Consider the following 19,554-nt stretch of genomic DNA (forward strand, 5'->3'; position numbering starts at 1 on the left):
GCGTCGGTGCCGTGGGTGCGCGGAGAGATCCTTCGGGACGTTTCTGAACAACGGCCGCTCTGCGGAAGAACGGCGCATGACCCCACGTTGTTGGCGGTCTCAACGACTCGCCGGTAGGGAGCGGGCGGCGGCGCGTCCTCGCCGGCCGTGAGAGCGCGGTGCCGCTCTGTGCGTCTGCAACGGATTCGCCGTCGGGCGTCCGAGCGGCGCTCGGAGGGCTCGGGGCGCGCGGCGTTCCGGGCCCGCGGCGGGAGACGGGCTACGGCCCGCTCATCTCACCGGGGCCGGGACGGAGTCCGGACAACGGAGTGGTAGCACTCGATCTCCCACCGCGCGTTCCTCAGAGACCTGCCACGGGGCAGCGTGCGGGTGCCCGTGGCCAGCGTCACGTTCCGGTCGGCGGACAGGCAGAAGACGGCGAACAGCCGCTGGCTCGCCATCTCGACGGACTCCTCGTAGTAGTAGTCCGCCACGACGCGCCGGTCGTCGCCCAGGAAGGGACGTTGGAGGAAGTCCTGCACCTCGGCGGGGAAGTTCCCGAGGACGCCGCGCGCGTGGTCGCTCAGGTCCAGCGGATTCGCGGACGCGTCGGAGGTCTCGGACGCGCCGGACGGCGCGGGTTCGGTCGGGGTGCCACCGAGCAGGCGGGAGGCGACCCGCGACCGGACCGTGGACGTCGTCGTCCCGGTGGTGAACGTCCGCCGCCGCATCGCTCCGGCGTCCAGCCGGAGACGCTCCACCAGGTACACGGGCCGGCCGTCGCGCGTCGTGGGGCTGGCCTTGCACAGGCCGTCAGGCCCGAAGACGAAGGCCGTGGGGCGCTCGTCGTCGTCCTCCTCCAGCCGGGCCCACCAGTCGATCACGCCGCCGGCCATCTCCCGGAGCCTGCCGCGCGTGGCGGGGCCCAGCCTGTCCCAACACCCCTGCCGGTTGGGCCGGGAACTGTCGGTGGGGAAGCCGCCGGGCTGGTGGATCGGGGCGGCGGGAGAGGACGACGGCCCGGCGCTGACGGGCGCCCGGCCGTTGCCCCGGACGTCGGGCGTGCGGTCCCCGCCCGCCGGCAGCGCGACGAAGCCGCCGCTCTCGGACCCCGCACCCGGAAGCTGCTCGCCGCCCACGCTCTCCCCCGCTCGTCGACTCCCGCCATTGTTCCCTCCCCACCCGGGCGGCGTCGACGGGTCCGCGGGCAGCGTGTGGGCGCGCCGACGGCTCCGCCGCCCGCCCGTGAGGGGTCGAGGACGGCCCCGCTCAGCTCACGAGCCGCGCCAGGGCGACGGCGTCCGGGCTGCCGGCCTCGGCGGTGTGCACGTGGAGGACGAGGCCGGTCACGCCCGGGGTCGCCGGCACGTGGAGGGTCTCGTAGTCGAGGGTGAGGAGGCCCGCGGTCGGGTGGCGCAGGCGTTTGCGGCCCGCCGTGCACATCACGACCTCGCCGGTGGCCCAGATGCGGCGGAAGTCGGAGCTGCGCTCGGACAGTTCGGTGATGAGGGCGGCCAGTTCGGCGTCGGCGGGGTAGCGCCCGGTGGAGACCCGGAGCTGTCCGACGGCCTCACGCGCCCGGTCCTCCCACTCGGGGTGGAGGAGCCGGGAGGCGGGGTCGAGGAACAGGTAGCGGGCGTTGTTCGGGTCGCGGCGGCCCGGATCGTCCAGGCCGCCGACGAGTTCACCGCCGAGACGGTTCCACGCGACGACGTCGAGACGGTGGTCGGTCGCGAAGGCCGGCAGGTGCGCCATCGCGTCGAGGATCCGGCGCAGGGCGGGGCTGACCCTGGCCTGCGGCACGAGGCTGCGGCGGGTCGAGGTGTGGGTCGCCAGGGTGGTGAGGTGCGCGCGCTCGGCCGCGTCGAGGCGGAGGGCGCTGGCGAGCGCGTCGAGCACCTCGGGGGACGGCTGGGTGGCGCGGCCCTGTTCGAGGCGGACGTAGTAGTCCACGCTGATGCCGGCGAGTTGGGCCAGCTCCTCGCGGCGCAGGCCCCGCACCCGGCGGCGCCCGCCGCCGGCGAGCCCGACGTGCTCCGGGGCGACGCGCGAGCGGCGCACGCTGAGGTAGCGCCCGAGGGCGCGCTGGTCGTCACCGATCCCGTCGACGGCTGCCGCGGCCTGGGCCCCGCCCGAGCCGGTGCCGCCGTCCGCCGTGCCGTCGGTGCCGTCGGTGCCGTCGGTGTTCGGCGCGGTCTTCAGGTCGTGGTCCACGTGTCCATGGTCCCCGATCCGCCCTGGTACTCGCGGTACCAGGACTGGGACTCCGTCGGCTGAAGGGGGTGCTGGCTGCCGCCTCGCCCCCGGGAGAACGTGTCCGCATGACCGAAGCCAAGAAGATCCTCGTCGTCCACGCCCACCCGGAGCCCCGTTCCCTCACCACCGCCCTGGCCGGGTTCGCCGTCGAGCACCTGCGCGCGACGGGGCACGAGGTGCGCGTCTCCGACCTGTACGCGATGAAGTGGAAGACGGTCGTGGACGCCGACGACTTCCCGGACCACGATCCCGAGGAGCGGCTGTCCGTCATGGACGCCTCGGAACAGGCGACGCACGCGGGCCGGCTGACGCCCGACGTGGCGGCGGAGCAGGAGAAGCTGCTCTGGTCGGACGCGGTGATCCTCCAGTTCCCGCTGTGGTGGTTCTCGGTGCCGGCGATCCTGAAGGGCTGGTTCGACCGGGTGCTCAGCCGCGGCTTCGCCTACGGCCCCTCCGTCGCGCCGCCCTACGGCGAGGAGAGCCCCCTGGCCGGCCGGCGCGCCCTGATCTCGGTGACGGCCGGCGCCCGCGAGCCGGCGTTCTCCGACCGCGGCGCCCACGGACGCCTGGCCGACGTGCTTCACCCGATCCAGCACGGCGTGTTCTGGTTCACCGGCATGCGGCCGCTTCAGCCGTTCGCCGTCTGCAACACCTACGAGATCCCGCCGGAGCGGTACGAGGCCCTGACCCGCGCGTTCGCGGAACGCCTCGACGGCCTCTTCACGGAGGAGCCCGTCCCGTTCCGCCACCTGGACCGCGACTACGACCACTCCCTGCGGCTGCTGCCGGGACGCGAGACACCGGGGACGAGCGGGCTGGACCTCCACGTGGCCGCCCGCTGAACCGCCGCGGCCCCGCCTCCCGCCCGGCCGCGCACGCGACGACGCGCCCCACGCGCCGAGGACACTCGGCTCCGTGGGGCGCGCCTTCGTTCGTTCTCGTCGTCGCGTCAGAGCTCGCCATCCCTGAGCGAGGCGACGAACGCCTGCCAGCGAGCCGCCGGGAAGACGAGCGCAGGGCCGCCCGGAGTCTTGCTGTCCCGGACGGGCATCACGCCCGGCACGCCGTCGCGCACCTCGACGCAGGCCGACTGGTGATTGCTGTAGCTGGACTTCCGCCAGCCAGGCTCAACTATCTTCCTGTTCATGGTTCCTTACCGCCTGTGAGAGCAGGGCTCTCGTCTCCTGCTCGTCGAGTGCTGCGTTCCAGATGTCTGAGAACGCCCTGTCGTAGCGCTCCACCTCACTTGGCTTGTCGAGGTAGAGGTCGCCGGTGTAGCCATCGGCATAGACGGTGGGGGGCTCCGTGTCTGCGCCATCTCCCTTGCGCGGGAACCGCAGAACGCCGAACTGGCCAGTCAACATCCCGTGATGAAACCCCACGCTGACCGGGACGACGCGCAGGTGCACGTTGGGGAGATCAGACAACTCCACCATACGGCTGAGCTGCTCCGCCATGACTTTATGGCCGCCGACCGGTCGTGAGATGACCGGTTCGCTGAGAGCTACACGCAACGTCGCGGGCGCGGCGGACCGTGTCAGAAGAACCTGACGGGCGACCCGTAGCTCCACTCTGCGTTCGATCTCCTCCTCGCTCGTTTCGGACCCGTACCCACCACGCATGACCAGGCGCGCGTAGTCCTCGGTCTGGAACAGCCCAGGCACGAGGTCACTCTCGTACCAGTCGATCTGTGACGCCGCCTCCTCCAGACCCACGAAGACGTCGAACTGCTCAGGGATGACGTCCCCGTAGGCGTGCCACCAGCCGCGCGCCTTGGTCTCCTTCGCCAGACCGACAAGGGCGTCCGTCAGGTCCGCCCGCGCGCCGTAGATCTCGCACATGAGCCGTACATCGTGGCTCCGCACGGACGTGTGGCCGCTCTCGATCCGCCACATCTTGGCCTCGCTCCACTCCAGCACCTCCGCCGCCCTCTTGAGCGTGAAGCGCGCCCGCGACCGGAGTTCGCGCAGATGGCGACCCAACTGCCTCCGGGGAACGGTGGACCCGGATGTCGCTGCTCCCATGGCACCCCTCCTCTTCCATCATGAAGGCCCTCTGACAGCCGAAATGAAATCATCACATGCACGCCGCCGAAATGGTCGTCAACTTTCTGATTTTCTAGGGTGAAAGACCGTTGATGAAGGCTTGCACACACCCTGATCTGGGTGCACTCTGAGAGAGGAAGTAGCCCGACGTGCAACCGTGGACACTCTCGGTTGACTGACACGGTGCTGTCGGGCACAACGAACGGCCGCGCAGAAGACCCCGGCGACGGAGGCGACCGTCCCGGGGCGCGGCCTCAACCGGTAGGAGGTTGATGACAATGAGCCACAGTAGCGCGGTCCTCGTCCGTGCGCTGTCGGACCTGCTGCCCCACGACGCGGAGCCGCCCCGGATCCACGGTGTGGACGTCATCCGGTGAGCGGGGAGGCCACGGCCTCGACGTCTGCCCCCAACCCGCAGGGGGCGACGCCGGACAGCCAGGACAGCGACACCTTACGGAAGCTGCGGAAGCTGGCACGGGAAGCCAACGAGACCAACAGGAAGAACCGCGAGAGCAGGGGCGGCAAGGCACGGGGAGGAGCGCGGTGAGCGCCTACGTGATCCTGCGGGGCGCCGCGCTCAAGCTCTGCGCGGAGCGTGCCGCGGAAGCGCCCGCCGCGCTGTACCGGGCGGCGTGTCTGACCTGCTCGGCCCAGTCCGACCTCGCGCGGGACGAACCCCGGCCCGTGCAGGTCTGGGCGCTCGGCCACACACAGGAACACGGCCTGCACCACAACCAGTTCCGCCTCACCACCCACCGGTACTGGCGCGTCGACCCCGTTCACGCGCCCGTGGGCGCCACGCCGTGGCCGCCGCCGGCCGGCCGCCGCGCCCCGGCACGCGACGCGCCCGTTCCCGAGGTGCCGGTGGCGCGTCACCGCTCGGGAACACACGCCAAGCCCCGCCGACAACGCGGGCAACGCACGCGGTGCGACGACCGCCAGGGCGTCCGCCTCCGCCTGCGCTCCCTGGCGGCGGGTGCCGCCCGCGCGGCCGGACCGCTCCTGCTGTCCGTCCTCCTCCTCGGACCGGCCCTGTTCGGCCCGCTCACGGGAGGCGGACGCGGACACCACGCCCTCAGCGGCGACGCACACGGGAGGGGAAGCCCGTAGCCCCGAGAATCCCGGCCCTCTCGCGCCGAACCTCCGGCCGAGAGGGCCGGGCAAGTCCCCCGACCGGACCAGCCCCGAGCGGCCAGGGATGCGCCCCCCTGGCCGCTCCCGCCCCGGTCCGCCCCTTCACTGGGGTGCCGCAACGCGGTGAGGGACACCCCCGCCCCCGGAGCTGATTCACACCCACCCCCCGGGGGCGGGCGCCCCCGACAGCGTTCACGCGCGGCGCAGCTCCGCGCGCTGAGCGGCGAAGACGAACAGACGAACAGACGAACAGACGAACAGACGACGTGGCGGCTAGGGTCGACATGCTCGGCGGCCCACGCTGTGACTTCCTGCGCGTCGGGCCGTGGCTCGCCAGAGCCGGGGCCCTTTGGGCGGAAGGATCACCAGTGGTTGGCAGGTTGCAGTGCGTGGTTCTGGACTGTCCGGACGCCCTTGTTCTCGCCAGGTTCTATCAATCGCTCCTCGGCGGCGCGGTCAACCAGCCCGATGCCAGGTGGGCAGTGAGCAACGACTTCTCGACACTTCACACGGACTCCGGCCAGGTACTCGGGTTCCAGCGAGTGGAGGACTACCACGCGCCGCGTTGGCCGGACAGCGCGTACCCACAGCAGTTTCACCTGGACATCGAGGTCCCGGACCTTGATCAGGCCCAGGAACAGGTCCTCGACTCCGGCGCCACGCTGCTCCACGTCGACCCCCACGGGTGGAGGGTCTTCGCGGACCCAGCGGGTCACCCCTTCTGTCTCCTCAAGGGATGACGGGGAAAGGCTGGACCTCGGCCGTCGCTCCACGATGTCATCCCGTCGCCGGCAGGGACACGGGTTCGGCCAATCCGGAGAGCGAGGAGACCGGAACGCTCCTGGTCCGCGCGCGCCGGCCGTTGGCGTCCCGCCCGTGAGCGGATGGGACGGCGCGGCGTCACCGGTCGCGTGGTGGGCCCGTGCTCGCGCGGATGACGAGTTCGGTGGCGAGTTCGACGCGGGGCTGGGCCAGGGGGCGGCCCTCGGCCAGCGTGATCGCCATGGTGGCGGCGGTGGCCGCCATCTCCGTCAGCGGCTGGCGAACGGTGGTCAGCGGCGGGAACGCCCAGTGCGCGGCGGGCAGGTCGTCGAAGCCGACGACGCTCAGGTCGTCGGGGATGCGCAGCCCGGCCTCGGCGGCGGCGCGGTACACGCCGAGGGCCTGCATGTCGTTGCACGCGAACACGGCGGTCGGCGGGTCGGGCAGCCGGAGCAGGTCGACGGCGTGCCGGTGGCCGCCCTCGGTCTGGAAGTCGCCGACGCGGACCAGGGCCGGGTCGACGGGCACGCCCGCCGTGTCCATGGCGGCGCGGTAGCCGTCGACGCGCGCCCGGCTGGCCATGGCGAACTCGGGCCCGGAGATGACGGCGATGCGGCGGTGGCCGAGCTGGATGAGGTGGTGGGCGGCGCTGAGGCCGCCGGTCCAGTTGCTGGCGCCGACGGACGGGGAGGCGTGGTCCGGCTCGCCGCCCGAGTCGACGAGGACGAACGGGATGCCCCGGCTGCGGAGTTGGCCGCTCTGGGTGTCGGTGAGGCCGGAGAAGACCTCGATGACGCCGGTCGGGCGGCGGAAGAGCACGTCCTCCACCCACCCGTAGGTGGGGGTGCGGCGGCCCTGGAGCTCGGAGAGGACGACGGCGAGGCGGTGCTTTCTCGCCACGATCTGGACGCCGTTGATGATCTTGAGGGCGTAGGAGTCGCGCAGTTGACGGAAGACGAGCTCCAGGACGGGCGCCGCGCGGGCGGGGCGCTTCTGGCGGCGGTGGCCGTGGTCGCGGATGAGCTCCTCGACGCGGGCGCGGGTGGCGGGGGCGACGTCGGGCCGCCCGTTGATCACCTTCGAGACCGTCGCGACGGAGACCCCGGCGCGCTCCGCGAGCTGCGCGGTGGTCAACGGCCCGGAGGGCGACGGCTCGGGCGACGACGGCTCGGTGGTCGACGGCTCGGTGGTCGACGGCTCGGGCGACGACGCCGGTGACGAGGACATGCGGGGAGTCTAGGCACGGCACGTCGAACGTTTCGAGGCCCGCGCGGGCTCGGAAATCCCGTGGTTTCGGGGCCTTGACGGCATAGCAAGCCCTTTCTATAGTCCCCGCGCCGTACAACCTCGGTGCCACTTCGAAAGTTTCGACGGCGGGCGGGGGCTGGGCCTGTCAGCTGTCACACACCCCCCACAACACTGGAGAAGACCGATGACCACGACGATCGCGAGACACCGCTGGTGGTTCGTCGCCGCGTTGGCCGCACTCGCCCTGTGCGCCTCGCTGCTCGGCCCCCGTGCCCTCACCGGCAACGCCACCGCCAACCCCAGCACCACCCCCGCCCCCACCCAGGCGTGGCCCGACGCCGCCGACGGCTTCGCCTCCACCGACGGCGGGACGACGGGCGGCGCCGGCGGTGAGGAGGTCACCGTCACCACCCTCGACGAGCTGGTCGAGTACGCGGGCGCGGACGAGCCCTACGTCGTGAAGGTCGCCGGCACCATCACCGTGAACCCGCACGGTGAGGAGATCGACGTCGCGTCGAACAAGACGATCGTGGGCGTCGGCACCTCCGGTCAGATCGTGGGCGGCGGGTTCTTCCTCGGCGAGGGCACGAACAACGTCATCATCCGCAACCTCACCATCCGCGACACCCGGATGCCCGACGACGACCCGGGTGACGACGCCTACGACTACGACGCCATCCAGATGGACACCGCCAGCAACGTGTGGATCGACCACAACCGGCTGGAGCGCATGAACGACGGCCTCATCGACAGCCGCAAGGACACCACCAACCTCACCGTGTCCTGGAACATCATCGCCGAGAACAACAAGACCTTCGGCATCGGCTGGACCGACAACGTCACCGCCGAGATGACCATCCACCACAACTGGATCCGCGACACCAACTCCCGCAACCCCAGCACCGACAACGTCGCCCGCGCCCACCTCTACAACAACTGGCTCCAGGACACCGGCAGCGGCAACCACTCGCGCGGCTCCACCAGGATGGTCCTGGAGAACAGCTACTTCGAGGGCGTCAACGACCCCTACTACCGCGACGACACCGCCGCCCTCACCCAGCGCGGCAGCATCGTCGTCGACAGCGAGGGCGACCAGGAGACCGGCGGCGGCGACACCTTCGACCCCTCCGACTTCTACGACTACACCCTCGACCCCGCCGAGGACGTGCCCGCCATCCTCCAGGACGGCGCCGGCCCGCAGCCCGACATCGGCGTCTGAACAGGCCGGCCGGACGCGTCGGCGAGTCGCCCGTCGGCGCGCCCGGCCCTCACCCCCGAAGGACCGCACACACACCATGCGCCACCACAGACCCACACCCTCCGCGCACCCCGCGCGTCTCCGTACGACGACGCGCACGACGCTCCTCGCCGCCCTGGCCGGATGCGCGGCCCTGACCGTCACGCTCGTGCCGGGAACCGCCCAGGCCGGCGACGCCACGACCGCCACCGCCGCCGGCACCGGCCGCCCCGCGCCCGACCCGGCCCGCGCCGTCCTCCCGGCGGGCGACGGCTGGGGCTCGGCGGGCGAGGGCGTCACGGGCGGCTCGGCCGCCGACGCCGAGCACGTGTACACCGTCGCGAACCGCGCCGAGTTGGCCGCCGCGCTCACGGCCGGCGACGCCGACACCCCGAGGATCATCCGTATCGAGGGCACCATCGACGCCAACACCGACGACCAGGGCAACCCGTTGACCTGCGACGACTATGCGACCGACGGGTACACCCTCGACGGCTACCTGACGGCCTACGACCCGGCCACCTGGGGAAAGGTGATGCCGTCGGGCCCGATGGAGGACGCCCGGCTGGCCTCAGCCGCCAACCAGGCGGAGCGCGTGGTGCTGCCCGTCGGCTCCCACACCACCATCATCGGCGCCGGGGACGACGCGAGGCTGCTGGGCGGCACCCTCGACGTGCGGGGCGCGCACAACGTCATCATCCGCAACGTCACGTTCGAGGACGCCTACGACTGCTTCCCGCAGTGGGACGGCCGCAACGAGGGCGAGTGGAACTCCGAGTACGACAACGTGGTCCTCGACGGCGCCACCAACGTCTGGCTGGACCACAACACCTTCACCGACGGCCGACGCCCCGACAGCGAGCAGCCCCGGTACTTCGGCGCGCTGTACCAGCAGCACGACGGCCTGCTCGACATCGTGCGCGGCGCGGACCTCGTCACGGTCAGCTGGAACGTCTTCACCGACCACTCCAAGAGCATCCTCATCGGCAACAGCGACGGCGCGAGCGGCACCGACCGCGGCAGGCTGCGGACGACGTTCCACCACAACCTCTTCGAGAACGTCGGGGAGCGCGCCCCGCGCGTCCGCTTCGGACAGGTCGACGTCTACAACAACCACTTCCGCCAGGACGCCGACTCGCCCTACTACTACGTCTACAGCTGGGGAATCGGCGCCGAGTCCGCGCTGGTCGCCGAGCACAACGCGTTCACCCTGCCGGGCGGGACCGACCCGGCGTCGGTCATCCACCGCTGGACCGCCGGCACCTCGGTGACGGAGAGCGGCAACCTCGTCAACCGCCGCCCCGTCGACCTGCTCGACGCCTACAACGCGGCCAACCCCGAGGCCCAGGTCGGCGACGACGCCGGCTGGACCCCGACCCTGCGCACCCGCGTCGACCACCCCCGGGCACTGCCCTCCCTCCTCGACACCCACGCGGGAGCGGGCGAGCTGCGCCACACCCGCTAACATCGCAAACGGCGGGCGTGCTTTTCGTTCCCTGGGACAAAAAGCACGCCCGTCGCCGTGTCATCCTGCCGCGGACAGTTTTCGCCCTCAACGCGGGCCACCGCACGCCAGCGTTCCCCGAAGCACGTCGAAGACACACCGAAGTGCGCCGGCACGCGTCACACGCGGACACTCGGGCGCGGCGTTCCGGCCCCGTTCCTTCTCCCTCACAGAACGTCTTGATGAGGCATCTGACCAGGTCAGACGGATTAGTCCACGCACGCGGCGTTATGGTCCACAGAACTCTGCCGAGGATTTCCACGAGTCACCAGGGAACGTCCCACCCCCCACCGTTCCTCACAGACCCGGGAATCGATGCGCATTCGGAAAGGAGAACCGCCGTGCGCGCGTCGTTGGTGGCGATCGCTCCCAGACAGAACCGAGAACGGATGCGAGAGTTCCAGGGAGGTCGCACATGCAACATCCTCGACACGCGAGCGGGCGGCGAAGGCACGTCGCGCTCGCCTCCGGAGCGGCGGCGGCGCTGCTCGCCGGGGGCCTCGTGGCGATCGCGCCGACGACGGCCGGCGCCGACCCCGTGGCGCCACGCCAGCAGACGGGCGCCGTCGGCACGCCGACCGGCTTCGCCGCGGTGGCGGGCTGGGGGCAGTCCGGCACGACGGGCGGCGCCGGTGGCGCGACGGTGACGGTGAGCACGGCGGACGCGTTCCTCGACGCGATCGCCACGGCCGGGCCGCTGATCATCCAGGTCGACGGCGCGATCGAGCTGCCAGGACCGATGCACGACGTCACCTCGGACAAGACGATCGTCGGCCTCGGCGCGGACGCCGCACTGACCGGCGGGGGCCTGAACATCGGGCTGCCCATCGACGACAGCGTCACCGCGCCGCCCGACGACGCGGTCCACAACGTCATCGTCCAGAACCTCACGTTCGACGACTGGGCCGACGACGCGATCAACGTCCAGATGTTCTCCCACCACGTCTGGATCGACCACAACACCTTCGTCGGCGGCTACGACGGCGCCGCCGACGTCAAGCGCGGCTCGTCGTTCGTCACCATGTCGTGGAACCACTCCACCCACGGCAAGAACATGCTGGTGGGCCACAACCCGGACAACGGAGCGCAGGACGTCGGCCGGCTGAACGTCACCTACCACCACAACTGGTTCGACGGCACCGTCGAACGCAACCCCTGGGTGCGCTTCGCCGACCCCGCGCACGTCTACAACAACTACTACCTGGACATCAGCGACTACGGCGTCAGGTCCAGCTCCGACGCGGCCGTCCTGGTGGAGGGCAACTACTTCGAGAACGTCCCGGAGCCGTTCCAGCTCGACGTGGTCGGCACCCAGCCGGGCAACCTGGAGAGCCGGGACAACTGCTTCGTGAACTCCGGCGACCCGGTGACCCGCGGCACCGTCAACGGCATCCCCTACGACTACACCGTCCAGCCGTGCGAGGAGGTCCCGGCCACCGTGACCGCCGGCGCCGGCGCCGGCAACATCTCGCCCGGGGAGGACGGGGAGGACAGGCAGGACGGGGAGGGAGGCGACGCGGGAGACGACGCGGCCCCGGTCGCGCAGGACGCGCCCGTCGGCTACGCCTCGATGAACGGCGGCACCACCGGAGGGTTCGGGGCCGCCACCGTGAACGAGGTCGTGCTCAGCGAGTACTGGCCCACGACCGGTCACGACAACCCCGGCGACGCGATGTACGAGTTGCTCCAGAACCACGAGGAGACTCCCGAGCAGGGTCTGGTGATCTACGTCGACGAGACCGTCAGCGGCGACGCGATGGCCGCGGAGGACATGCGACTCGAGGGCGTCAGGAACGTCTCGATCCTCGGTGTCGGGGACCAGGGCGAGTTCGACGGCGTCGGCCTCAACCTCATCGAGGCGGACAACATCGTCGTCCGGAACCTGACGATCCACCACGTCGTCGAGGGCACCGGTGACGGCATCAGCATCCAGCGCAACAGCACCAACGTCTGGGTCGACCACAACGAGATCTACAACGAGTACCCGGACGTCGACAAGGACCACTACGACGCCCTGATCGACGTCAGAAAGGGCTCGGAGTACATCACGATCTCCTGGAACCACCTCCACCACTCGTGGAAGACGGGGCTGACCGCGAGCAGCGACAGCGAGGGGGAGGCGGGTGACCTGATCACCTACGCCAACAACTGGTTCCACGACGTGAACTCCCGCGTCCCGCTCGTCCGGCACTCGCACGTGCACATGCTGAACAACTACCTCCAGGACGTGGCGGACACCGCCATCAACGCCCGCATGGGCGCGCAGGTGCTCGTCGAGAGCAACTACTTCGAGAACGTCGGCAACGGCGAGCCCGACGAGGTGACCGGCCAGATCCACGGACCGGTCGGCTGGTTCTACGGCAGCGAGGAGACCGGGTACTGGAACCTGGTCGACAACGCGTACGCCGGCACGACCCCGTACGAACACCTCCAGTCGACGAGCGACTTCACCGTGCCCTACGCCTACGAGGCGACGAGCCCCGAAGTGGCGAAGGAGCAGGTCACGCAGGCGGCGGGGGTGGGCGTCATCGACGTGACGCCGTAGCCCGGTACCGCCCCGCCCCGCGACGGCGCCCCGCGACCTCGCCTCGGGGGCGGGGCGACTCCGGGGCGCGGGGAGCGCCCGCGGCGTCGCGCGGTCAGTGCCGGAGGTCGGCCGGGAGGAGGCGGAACGCCTTGTGGCGGGTGAGGGGGCGGACGGTGCGGGCGTCGCGGCGGTCCAGGGTGAGCACCGCGTCGGTGTCGCGGTCGGCGGCGATCGCCTCGTTGGCGTTCGCGTGGTCGGGGTGGGCGGGGTCCAGGGCCGCGAGCAGTCCGGAGGTGTCGGCGGTGACGGTGATCACGTGGCCGGCCCGGCGCCCGTCTCCCCGATGATCTCGCCCGTGGTCTCCCGCTTGACCGCGCCCGCGACGGCGTCGCGCACCTCTGCCCGCGTGAGGGTGCGACCAGGTCCCTCGTGGATTCGGGAGAACACCCCGCCGTAGGCGACGGCCGGGTTGCCGAGGCTGTCGTGGCCCAGTCGGCCCGCGACGCCGAAGACGTCGCGTAGGCGCTCGGGTGTCAGCACCGCCTCCGGTGGGCCGTCGGCGACGAGGGTGCCGTCGTGGAGCAGCAGGAGCCGGTCGCAGTAGCGGGCGGCCAGCGAGAGGTCGTGGAGCGCGACGACCACCGTCTGGTCGGTGGCGGCCAGCAGTTCCATCAGCTCCAGCTGGTGGCGGACGTCGAGGTGGTTGGTCGGCTCGTCCAGGAACAGGCCCCAGCTCCGCTGCGCCAGCGCGCGGGCGAGGTGGGCGCGTTGCCGTTCGCCGCCCGAGAGGGTGCGCCACGCGCGGTCGCGCGAGGCCACGAGCCCGAGGCGTTCCATCGCGGCCTCGACGATCGCGTCGTCGGCCGCGTTCGGGCCGCGCCACCGGCTGCGGAACGGGGTGCGGCCGAGCGCCACGACCTCCGCGAGCCGCAGCTCGCTCTCCGCGTGCGGCACCTGTTCGACGAACGCCAGGCGCCGCGCGAGACGGCGCGGGCTCCAGTCACGGACGTCCTCCCCGTCGAGCCGGACCGTTCCCTCGGAGGGGGCGCGCAGGCCGGCCGCGCAGCGCAGCAGCGAGGACTTGCCCGAGCCGTTGGGGCCGACGAGGCCCACCGTCTCGCCCGGCTCGACGGCGAACGACACCCCGCGCAGGATGGTCCGTCCGCCGGCCGCCCAACCCACGCCGTCGAGGTCGACGCGGAGCGCGTGCGTCTGCGCGTGCGTCAGGGGCTGCGTCTTCGGCTTCGGCATCGGCATCGGCATCGGCTTCGGCTTCGTCGTCACAGCTCACCTCGTCTGCGGAGGATCAGGAGGAAGAGGGGGACGCCGAGCAGCGCCGTGAAGACGCCGACCGGGACCTCGCGGGGCGCGAACGCGACGCGGGCCAGGGCGTCCGTCCACACCAGGAAGACGGCACCCGCGAGGGCGGCGTAGGGCAGCAGCGCCCGGTGGAGCGGCCCGACGAGGAACCGGACGCCGTGCGGGACGATCAGCCCGACGAAGCCGATCGCGCCGACGTACGCGACGGCGACGGCCGTCAGCAGCGCCGTCGTCACCAGCAGCACGACGCGGGTGGTGCGGACGTCGACGCCGAGCGAGGCGGCCGTGTCCGCGCCGAACGCGAAGCCGTCCAGCTCGGTCGAGCACAGCCAGCACACCAGGAGGCCGGCCAGGCCGACCACCGCGCACACCACGACCGCGTCCCAGCGGGCCGTGGCCATCGAGCCCAGCAGCCAGTGCGTGACGGCGCGGGTGGTGTCGGCGTCGCCCGAGGCCATGAGCACCAGCGAGGTCACGGCCGTGAACAGCTGCCCGACGACCACGCCGGTCAGCACGATCCGGCTGGAGTCGAGACCGGTGCGGCGCAGCAGCAGCACGAGCAGCGCGAACGAGGCGAGCGCGCCGGCGAACGCGCCGCCCGTGACGCCGAGGGAGCCGGCGCCGACGCCGAGCACGATGACGGTCACGGCACCCGTCGAGGCGCCGGAGGAGACGCCGAGGAGGTACGGGTCGGCCAGGGCGTTGCGCGTGACGGACTGGAGCACGGCGCCGCAGACCGCCAGAGTGGCGCCGACCAGGGCGGCGAGCAGCACGCGCGGCAGGCGCAGGTCCCAGACGAGGGAGTCCAGGAGCGGCGGCAGGGGCTCGGCCGGGAGGCCGAGGCGGCCGGCGAGGACGCGGCCGAGTTCGGCGTAGGAGACGTCGCTGGAGCCCAGGCGCACGGCGACGGCCATCGAGACCAGGAGGACGGCCACGCCCACAGGGAGGATGACGAGGGGGCGCAGGCCGGGGGTGCGGGCGGCGGGGGTAGCGGTTGGGGGTTCGTGTGAGGGCTTGGACGGGTCGGGAAGGTCGGGGAGGTCGGACGCGGGGTGCAGCAGGTCGACCTCGGGCGGACGGGGCGGACCGGGTGGGCCGGGTGGGCCCGGGGCGACTGCCCTGCCGGCCCCGCCGCCGCTAGCGGACATGGCCGAGGTCCCGCATGCCGTCCAGCAGCAGCCCGAGCGCATTGACGCTGCGGACCGAGGGGTCCATCTCGACGCCCGGGATCTGGAGGATGTGGTTCTCCTCGACGGCCGCCAGGTGGGAGAGCACGGGGTCCTCCCGCAGCATCTCGATCTTCTCCTCGGCGCTGTCCCCGGGCGCGCCGCGTTCCGACAGGTCACCGACGACGATCACATCGGGGTCGCGTTCGGCTATCTCCTCCCAGGAGACCTCCGGCCAGTCCTCGGCGATGTCGTCGAAGGCGTTCCGCACGCCGATGAGTTCGCTCATCTCGCTGGGCAGGCCGGTGCCGCCGGCGACGTAGGGCAGGCCGTGGTAGACGGAGTAGAGCCAGACGACCGTGGGCTGCTCCTCCTGGCGGGAGTCGCCCGGGTCGCCCGTATCGTCCGCGTCGGCCGTATCGTCCGCGTCGGCCGCCTGGGCCGCCTCGTCGACGGCCCGGCGCTGTTCGGCGACGAGCGCCTCGGCGCGGTCGGTGACGCCGAAGATCCGGCCGAGGTTCTCGTAGTCGGTGAAGAGCCGGTCGAAGGCGGTCGCCTCGGGATCGTGGTGGCGTGGGCAGTCGACGGCGCTGACGTAGGAGGGCAGGCCGAGCTCGGCGAGCTCCTCGCGGCTGCCGACGCGGTCGCGGGTGAAGCTGTCGGCGAAGGACGCCGCGACGAGGTCCGGCGCCGCCTCGCGCAGCTGCTCGGCGGTGGGCACCTCCGGGCTCAGCACGTCGATCGCGTCGTAGGCGTCGCGGTACTCGGGGGCGACCTCCGTCCTCAGGCCGGCGGTCCCCACCATGCGGTCCTCCAGGCCGAGTTCGAGCAGCGTCTCCGTCGAGGACTGGTCGAGCGTGACGGTCCGCTCCGGCGGCGACGGGAACGTCAGGGTGCGGCCGCAGCTGGTCACCGTCACGGCCCCGTCGCCGGACCCGGAGCCGCCGTCGCCCGACGCGCCCTCGTCGGAGGCGCCGCCGCCCGAGCAGCCGGTGGCCGCCAGGGCGAGGGTGAGCGGAAGGACGAGCGCGGTCGTGACCACGGTGCCGAAGGGGGCGCGACGGCGCGCGGGGCGGTGCATGCGGGGACCTCCTGGGTGGGGCGGCTGCCGGTGTGCTCCCTCGGGCAGCCAGGGAGTACCTTAACTTTACTGAAAAGCGTTTTCATTTCTGTCAACAGGGCGTCGGAAGGGTCGGAGGGCCACCGGACGTCCACGACCGCTCGGGAGCAGCCATGTCCGAACCCTCCACGCCCGCGAGCCGCTCCACGCGGACGCTGGAGCGGCAGGCGTCCCCGGCACCGTCCCGCGCGCCGCTGCGGGAGCCGGCGTTCCTCCGGCTCTGGGGCGGGGCCACCGCCTCGGGACTGGCGACCTGGTCGATGCCGTTCGTCCTGGGGCTCGCGGTGCTGCACGACGCGATCACGCCCGCCGCGCTGGGACTGACCCTCGCCACGCGCACCGCCGGGTTCCTGCTCGCGGTGCCGGTCGGGGGCGTGCTGGCCGACCGGCACTCGCGGCGGGCCGTCGTGTTCTGGGCGGGTCTGGCGGCGGCCGTCGCCTCCCCTGCGCTCGCCTGGGCCATCGGCACGGGCAGTGGCGGGGGCGGAGGCGGGGGCGGAGGCGGTGGCTGGGGGTGGTCGACGGGGGTCATGGCGGTCGCCGGGGCGGTGGTCGGGGCCGGGCAGGGTGCCTGCCGGCCGGCGTTCCAGGCGCTGACCGCCGAGGTGGTCGCCCCGGCGTCGCGGCAGCGGGCCAACGCCGCGATGACGTTGGCGGTGCGGGTCACCACGCTCGGCGGTCCCGGCCTGGCCGCGCTCCTGGCCACCGTGCTGCCCGTGTCGACGTTGCTGCTCGGGACGGGCGTGCTGTGGCTGACCGCCGCCCTGCTCCCGCCGCCCGGCGCGTCGACCCCCGGCGCGTCGACTCCCGGCGCGACGACCCCCGACGCGATGACCCCCGGCGCGACGACCCCCTGCGGGGACGTCGGACCGGCGCGCTCCGGCGGGGGCGTCATACGCGGATTCGCGCGCGAGTTCGCCGAGGGCGTCCGGGAGGCGCGCCGGCACCCCTGGTTCCTCGGCGGCCTCGGCGCGTTGACCGCCGTGATCGCCACCGGCTACTCGGCGACGGCCGTGGCGTTGCCCCTGGTCAGCCGCGAGCGCTACGACACCGAAGCGGTGCTGGCCGCCGCCGCCACCGCGTACGCCGTGGGCGCCCTGCTCGGCGCGTTGGTCATCGCGCGCTGGCGACCCCGCTCCCAGGGCTGGGCGGCGCTCGCGGCCCTGGCCTGCTACGGCTTCGCGCCGTTGAGCCTGTGGCTGCCGGTGCCGGCCGTGGCCGTCGTGGCGGCGTACGTCGTGGCGGGCGTCGGCATCGAGCTGTTCAACGTCCCGTGGTTCACCGCCACGCAGCGCGAGGTTGAGCCGCGCCGGCTGGCGCGTGTCTCCTCGCTGGACTTCATGCTGTCCTACGGGCTGGCGCCCGTCGGGCTCGCGCTGATCGCCCCGGCGATCGACGCGTTCGGGGCCGCGCCGGTGCTCGCCACCTGCGCGTTCGCCTGTTTCCTCACGCCGCTCGCCGTGATGGTCGTGCCCACCGCCCGCCACTTCTCCCGACACCAGCCTCGCTAGTTGCACATAGTTTGCAGAAGCAAGAGTATGTCGGTATGAACGTTTCCTCAGCCCACGGGTCAGTCCTCGGGTCGACGGTCGGCATCCTGCCCGAGCGCGTCGGCGCCGGCAGGACGCGCGACGCCCGCCGGCTGCTGGCGCGCGACGGCGCGGTGGTGCTCACCGGGTGGGAGTGCTCGGCGGACGGGCTGTTCGCGGCGGCGGCGGGCGTGCTCGGCAGCGGGCTGCGGCAGCTGTTCCCGCCACGGCTGCGGCGGGCGGCCGACGCCGGGCCCGTGCACCTGCACGCCGACAGCTTCGACGTGCTCCTCGACGTCGGCGGCGTGCCCGTGCGCCAGCGCGACCCGGACGAGGACCACGTGCTCGTCCAGTGCGTGGACGCCCCCGTCTCGGGCGGCGCCTCGTTCCTCGCGGACGCGTACCGCTTCGTCGACGACTGCCGGGAGGCCGACCCCGAGCTGTGGGCGTTCCTGACCGGCTACGACGTCGACCTCTACGGCGCGTGGGCCGGCCAGGTGCGCGGGCTGCCCGACACGCCGCGCGTGGCGCGGCACGTCGAGTACACCCGGGGCGGGCGGCGCGTCGTCCGGCGCACGGACGGCGCAGTTCCCCTGCACCGCGACCCGGAGGCCGGGCACGTGCGGGCGATGCTGGACCGCTTCGAGAAGGCGGTGCACGCCCTGGAGGACGGCCTGCCGCGCTTCACGCTCGCCGAGGGCGAGATCCTGCTGCTGGACAACTACCGCTGCTGGCACGGCCGTGACGCGCACGACGGCGACCGTGCCGTGCGCATCCTCACCCTCAGGACCGCCGACGCCCGCTGACGCGGCCGGCTCGACGAGCGAGGCGGCTCAAGGCGCGGGTATGCGTTCCAGCACGCCGCCGGCGAAGACGTCGTAGAGCGGGAGCGACTCCAGGTGGACGTACCCGATGTGGCAGTCGCAGACGGCCAACGGGCACGGTCTCGGGGCGAGGGCCGCGCGGAAGCTGTCGTCGTAGAGGTTGCCCAGCGGGGTGCGGACGAAGTGGCAGCGGCGGACCGTGCCGTCGCCGTCGACCGATATGACGGACTCGCCGGTGCGGCACGGCAGGCCGCCGGAGCGGTGGGGGTGGCGGCTGTACGGGAAGAGCGGGTCGATGGCCGTCCACTCCTCGGCCTCGGCGTCCGCGTACTCGTGGCCCTCGGCGGCGTTCACCCAGAGGTAGACGTGGGAGGGGAGCTCGGCGCGGAGGCGGCGGGCCGGTGCCAGGTGCTCGGGGAGGCCGACGACGCCGACGCTGAAGCGGACGCCGAGCTCGGCCAGCTCCCGGGTCCTTGAGAGGAAGCGGTCGTGCGGCGTCTGCCCCGGGTGGTACGTGCACCACAGCGCGACCGTGTCGCGGTCGGCGTCGGCCAGCCAGGCGGTGCGGCAGCTGAGGTTGGTCTGGATGGCGACGCGCTCGACGTGCGGCTGGTGGGAGAGCTCGACGAGGGCCCGCCGGTACCAGGAGCGCACCAGGCCCTCGCCCCAGGGGGTGAAGAGGACGGAGAGGCGGTCGGTGGTGGCGGCGCCGGCCCAGGCCGTGAAACGCGCGAGGGCCGCACGGTCCGCGCGGAGCTGGGCGGGCGTGTCGCGCCGCTTGGCGAACGGGCAGTAGGGGCAGTCGTAGTCGCAGGAGGCGAGCGGGCCCCGGTACAGGATCGTCAGGTCCATGGCGTCACGCGGCTGTGGCCTCATTCGGCGACCTCACTTGGCGACCTCACG

18 protein-coding genes are annotated in these 19,554 nt (G+C 72.5%); 8 read left to right on the top strand and 10 right to left on the bottom strand.

Annotated features, from left to right (window positions below):
- Positions 1–275 precede the first annotated feature (275 nt).
- Together ACTWP5_RS00995 and ACTWP5_RS01000 are read right to left on the bottom strand one after the other, a co-directional pair.
- Positions 276–1,118 carry a hypothetical protein gene (locus tag ACTWP5_RS00995; RefSeq protein ID WP_443218699.1) on the bottom strand — a complete coding sequence of 281 codons (843 nt, stop codon included), beginning with the start codon at positions 1,116–1,118 and terminating at the stop codon, positions 276–278.
- A 130-nt stretch (positions 1,119–1,248) separates the two neighbouring features.
- Positions 1,249–2,193 (bottom strand): helix-turn-helix transcriptional regulator, encoded by a 945-nt coding sequence (locus ACTWP5_RS01000; protein WP_443218700.1) that lies wholly within the window; start codon positions 2,191–2,193, stop codon positions 1,249–1,251.
- A 107-nt stretch (positions 2,194–2,300) separates the two neighbouring features.
- Here ACTWP5_RS01000 and ACTWP5_RS01005 point away from each other — a divergent pair, with 107 nt between their 5' ends.
- A complete protein-coding gene (locus tag ACTWP5_RS01005; RefSeq protein WP_443218701.1) occupies positions 2,301–3,077 on the top strand; it encodes an NAD(P)H-dependent oxidoreductase in 777 nt (258 codons plus the stop codon).
- A 107-nt stretch (positions 3,078–3,184) separates the two neighbouring features.
- Here ACTWP5_RS01005 and ACTWP5_RS01010 read toward each other — a convergent pair whose 3' ends face one another.
- A complete protein-coding gene (locus tag ACTWP5_RS01010; RefSeq protein WP_443218702.1) occupies positions 3,185–3,382 on the bottom strand; it encodes a DUF397 domain-containing protein in 198 nt (65 codons plus the stop codon).
- Entirely contained in the window at positions 3,363–4,259 is an 897-nt protein-coding gene (locus tag ACTWP5_RS01015; protein WP_443218703.1) for a helix-turn-helix domain-containing protein, read from the bottom strand. Before ACTWP5_RS01015 ends, ACTWP5_RS01010 begins: the two co-directional genes overlap by 20 nt.
- Positions 4,260–4,823: 564 nt before the next feature.
- Between ACTWP5_RS01015 and ACTWP5_RS01020 the strand changes: the two genes are divergently transcribed.
- Together ACTWP5_RS01020 and ACTWP5_RS01025 are read left to right on the top strand one after the other, a co-directional pair.
- Complete coding sequence (locus tag ACTWP5_RS01020) at positions 4,824–5,390, top strand: DUF7848 domain-containing protein (protein WP_443218704.1); 567 nt, start codon at positions 4,824–4,826, stop codon at positions 5,388–5,390.
- A 392-nt stretch (positions 5,391–5,782) separates the two neighbouring features.
- Entirely contained in the window at positions 5,783–6,154 is a 372-nt protein-coding gene (locus ACTWP5_RS01025) for a VOC family protein (RefSeq protein WP_443218705.1), read from the top strand.
- Positions 6,155–6,314: 160 nt separating this feature from the next.
- Here the strand turns inward: ACTWP5_RS01025 and ACTWP5_RS01030 are convergent, their stop codons facing one another.
- Positions 6,315–7,403 (bottom strand): LacI family DNA-binding transcriptional regulator, encoded by a 1,089-nt coding sequence (locus tag ACTWP5_RS01030; RefSeq protein WP_443218706.1) that lies wholly within the window; start codon positions 7,401–7,403, stop codon positions 6,315–6,317.
- A gap of 205 nt (positions 7,404–7,608) precedes the next feature.
- On the opposite strand from ACTWP5_RS01030, the gene ACTWP5_RS01035 reads away from it, so the two are divergent.
- The 3 genes from ACTWP5_RS01035 to ACTWP5_RS01045 all read left to right on the top strand — a co-directional run bounded on the left by ACTWP5_RS01035 (position 7,609) and on the right by ACTWP5_RS01045 (position 12,710).
- Positions 7,609–8,643 carry a pectate lyase family protein gene (locus ACTWP5_RS01035; protein WP_443218707.1) on the top strand — a complete coding sequence of 345 codons (1,035 nt, stop codon included), beginning with the start codon at positions 7,609–7,611 and terminating at the stop codon, positions 8,641–8,643.
- Positions 8,644–8,719: 76 nt separating this feature from the next.
- On the top strand, positions 8,720–10,126 hold the full coding sequence (locus ACTWP5_RS01040) for a pectate lyase family protein (RefSeq protein ID WP_443218708.1): 1,407 nt from the start codon (positions 8,720–8,722) through the stop codon (positions 10,124–10,126).
- 454 nt (positions 10,127–10,580) lie between these two features.
- Positions 10,581–12,710 (top strand): pectate lyase family protein, encoded by a 2,130-nt coding sequence (locus ACTWP5_RS01045; protein WP_443218709.1) that lies wholly within the window; start codon positions 10,581–10,583, stop codon positions 12,708–12,710.
- A gap of 94 nt (positions 12,711–12,804) precedes the next feature.
- Here the strand turns inward: ACTWP5_RS01045 and ACTWP5_RS01050 are convergent, their stop codons facing one another.
- From ACTWP5_RS01050 to ACTWP5_RS01065, 4 genes are read right to left on the bottom strand one after another with little or no spacing between them, the layout of a single operon-like run.
- The gene (locus ACTWP5_RS01050; protein WP_443218710.1) at positions 12,805–13,008 is read right to left on the bottom strand and encodes a hypothetical protein; all 204 of its coding nucleotides are present in this window, start codon (positions 13,006–13,008) and stop codon (positions 12,805–12,807) included.
- Positions 13,005–13,976, bottom strand: coding sequence for an ABC transporter ATP-binding protein (locus ACTWP5_RS01055; protein WP_443218711.1), 972 nt, complete (start codon positions 13,974–13,976; stop codon positions 13,005–13,007). The genes ACTWP5_RS01050 and ACTWP5_RS01055 overlap by 4 nt, the downstream gene beginning before the upstream one ends.
- Entirely contained in the window at positions 13,973–15,160 is a 1,188-nt protein-coding gene (locus ACTWP5_RS01060; protein ID WP_443218712.1) for a FecCD family ABC transporter permease, read from the bottom strand. Before ACTWP5_RS01060 ends, ACTWP5_RS01055 begins: the two co-directional genes overlap by 4 nt.
- Positions 15,150–16,259: an ABC transporter substrate-binding protein gene (locus ACTWP5_RS01065; RefSeq protein WP_443218713.1), complete on the bottom strand. Its 1,110-nt coding sequence runs from the start codon at positions 16,257–16,259 to the stop codon at positions 15,150–15,152. Before ACTWP5_RS01065 ends, ACTWP5_RS01060 begins: the two co-directional genes overlap by 11 nt.
- Positions 16,260–16,411: 152 nt before the next feature.
- Here ACTWP5_RS01065 and ACTWP5_RS01070 point away from each other — a divergent pair, with 152 nt between their 5' ends.
- Both ACTWP5_RS01070 and ACTWP5_RS01075 read left to right on the top strand, forming a co-directional pair.
- Positions 16,412–17,809: an MFS transporter gene (locus ACTWP5_RS01070; RefSeq protein WP_443218714.1), complete on the top strand. Its 1,398-nt coding sequence runs from the start codon at positions 16,412–16,414 to the stop codon at positions 17,807–17,809.
- Between the two features lie 35 nt (positions 17,810–17,844).
- Positions 17,845–18,633, top strand: coding sequence for a TauD/TfdA family dioxygenase (locus tag ACTWP5_RS01075; protein ID WP_443218715.1), 789 nt, complete (start codon positions 17,845–17,847; stop codon positions 18,631–18,633).
- Between the two features lie 27 nt (positions 18,634–18,660).
- Here ACTWP5_RS01075 and ACTWP5_RS01080 read toward each other — a convergent pair whose 3' ends face one another.
- Entirely contained in the window at positions 18,661–19,503 is an 843-nt protein-coding gene (locus tag ACTWP5_RS01080) for an STM4011 family radical SAM protein (RefSeq protein WP_443218919.1), read from the bottom strand.
- Positions 19,504–19,554 lie beyond the last annotated feature (51 nt).

It is taken from the genome of Streptomyces sp. 4N509B (assembly GCF_052245655.1).
Classification (GTDB): Bacteria; Actinomycetota; Actinomycetes; order Streptomycetales; family Streptomycetaceae; genus Streptomyces.

Excerpts from the sequence above, each read along its gene's own strand:
- ACTWP5_RS01005 (WP_443218701.1), top strand. The coding sequence starts at position 2,301 with ATGACCGAAGCCAAGAAGATCCTCGTCGTCCACGCCCACCCGGAGCCC.
- ACTWP5_RS01010 (WP_443218702.1), bottom strand. The coding sequence starts at position 3,382 with ATGAACAGGAAGATAGTTGAGCCTGGCTGGCGGAAGTCCAGCTACAGC.
- ACTWP5_RS01015 (WP_443218703.1), bottom strand. The coding sequence starts at position 4,259 with ATGGGAGCAGCGACATCCGGGTCCACCGTTCCCCGGAGGCAGTTGGGT.
- ACTWP5_RS01030 (WP_443218706.1), bottom strand. The coding sequence starts at position 7,403 with ATGTCCTCGTCACCGGCGTCGTCGCCCGAGCCGTCGACCACCGAGCCG.
- ACTWP5_RS01035 (WP_443218707.1), top strand. The coding sequence starts at position 7,609 with ATGACCACGACGATCGCGAGACACCGCTGGTGGTTCGTCGCCGCGTTG.
- ACTWP5_RS01040 (WP_443218708.1), top strand. The coding sequence starts at position 8,720 with ATGCGCCACCACAGACCCACACCCTCCGCGCACCCCGCGCGTCTCCGT.
- ACTWP5_RS01045 (WP_443218709.1), top strand. The coding sequence starts at position 10,581 with ATGCAACATCCTCGACACGCGAGCGGGCGGCGAAGGCACGTCGCGCTC.
- ACTWP5_RS01060 (WP_443218712.1), bottom strand. The coding sequence starts at position 15,160 with ATGTCCGCTAGCGGCGGCGGGGCCGGCAGGGCAGTCGCCCCGGGCCCA.
- ACTWP5_RS01065 (WP_443218713.1), bottom strand. The coding sequence starts at position 16,259 with ATGCACCGCCCCGCGCGCCGTCGCGCCCCCTTCGGCACCGTGGTCACG.
- ACTWP5_RS01070 (WP_443218714.1), top strand. The coding sequence starts at position 16,412 with ATGTCCGAACCCTCCACGCCCGCGAGCCGCTCCACGCGGACGCTGGAG.
- ACTWP5_RS01075 (WP_443218715.1), top strand. The coding sequence starts at position 17,845 with ATGAACGTTTCCTCAGCCCACGGGTCAGTCCTCGGGTCGACGGTCGGC.
- ACTWP5_RS01080 (WP_443218919.1), bottom strand. The coding sequence starts at position 19,503 with ATGGACCTGACGATCCTGTACCGGGGCCCGCTCGCCTCCTGCGACTAC.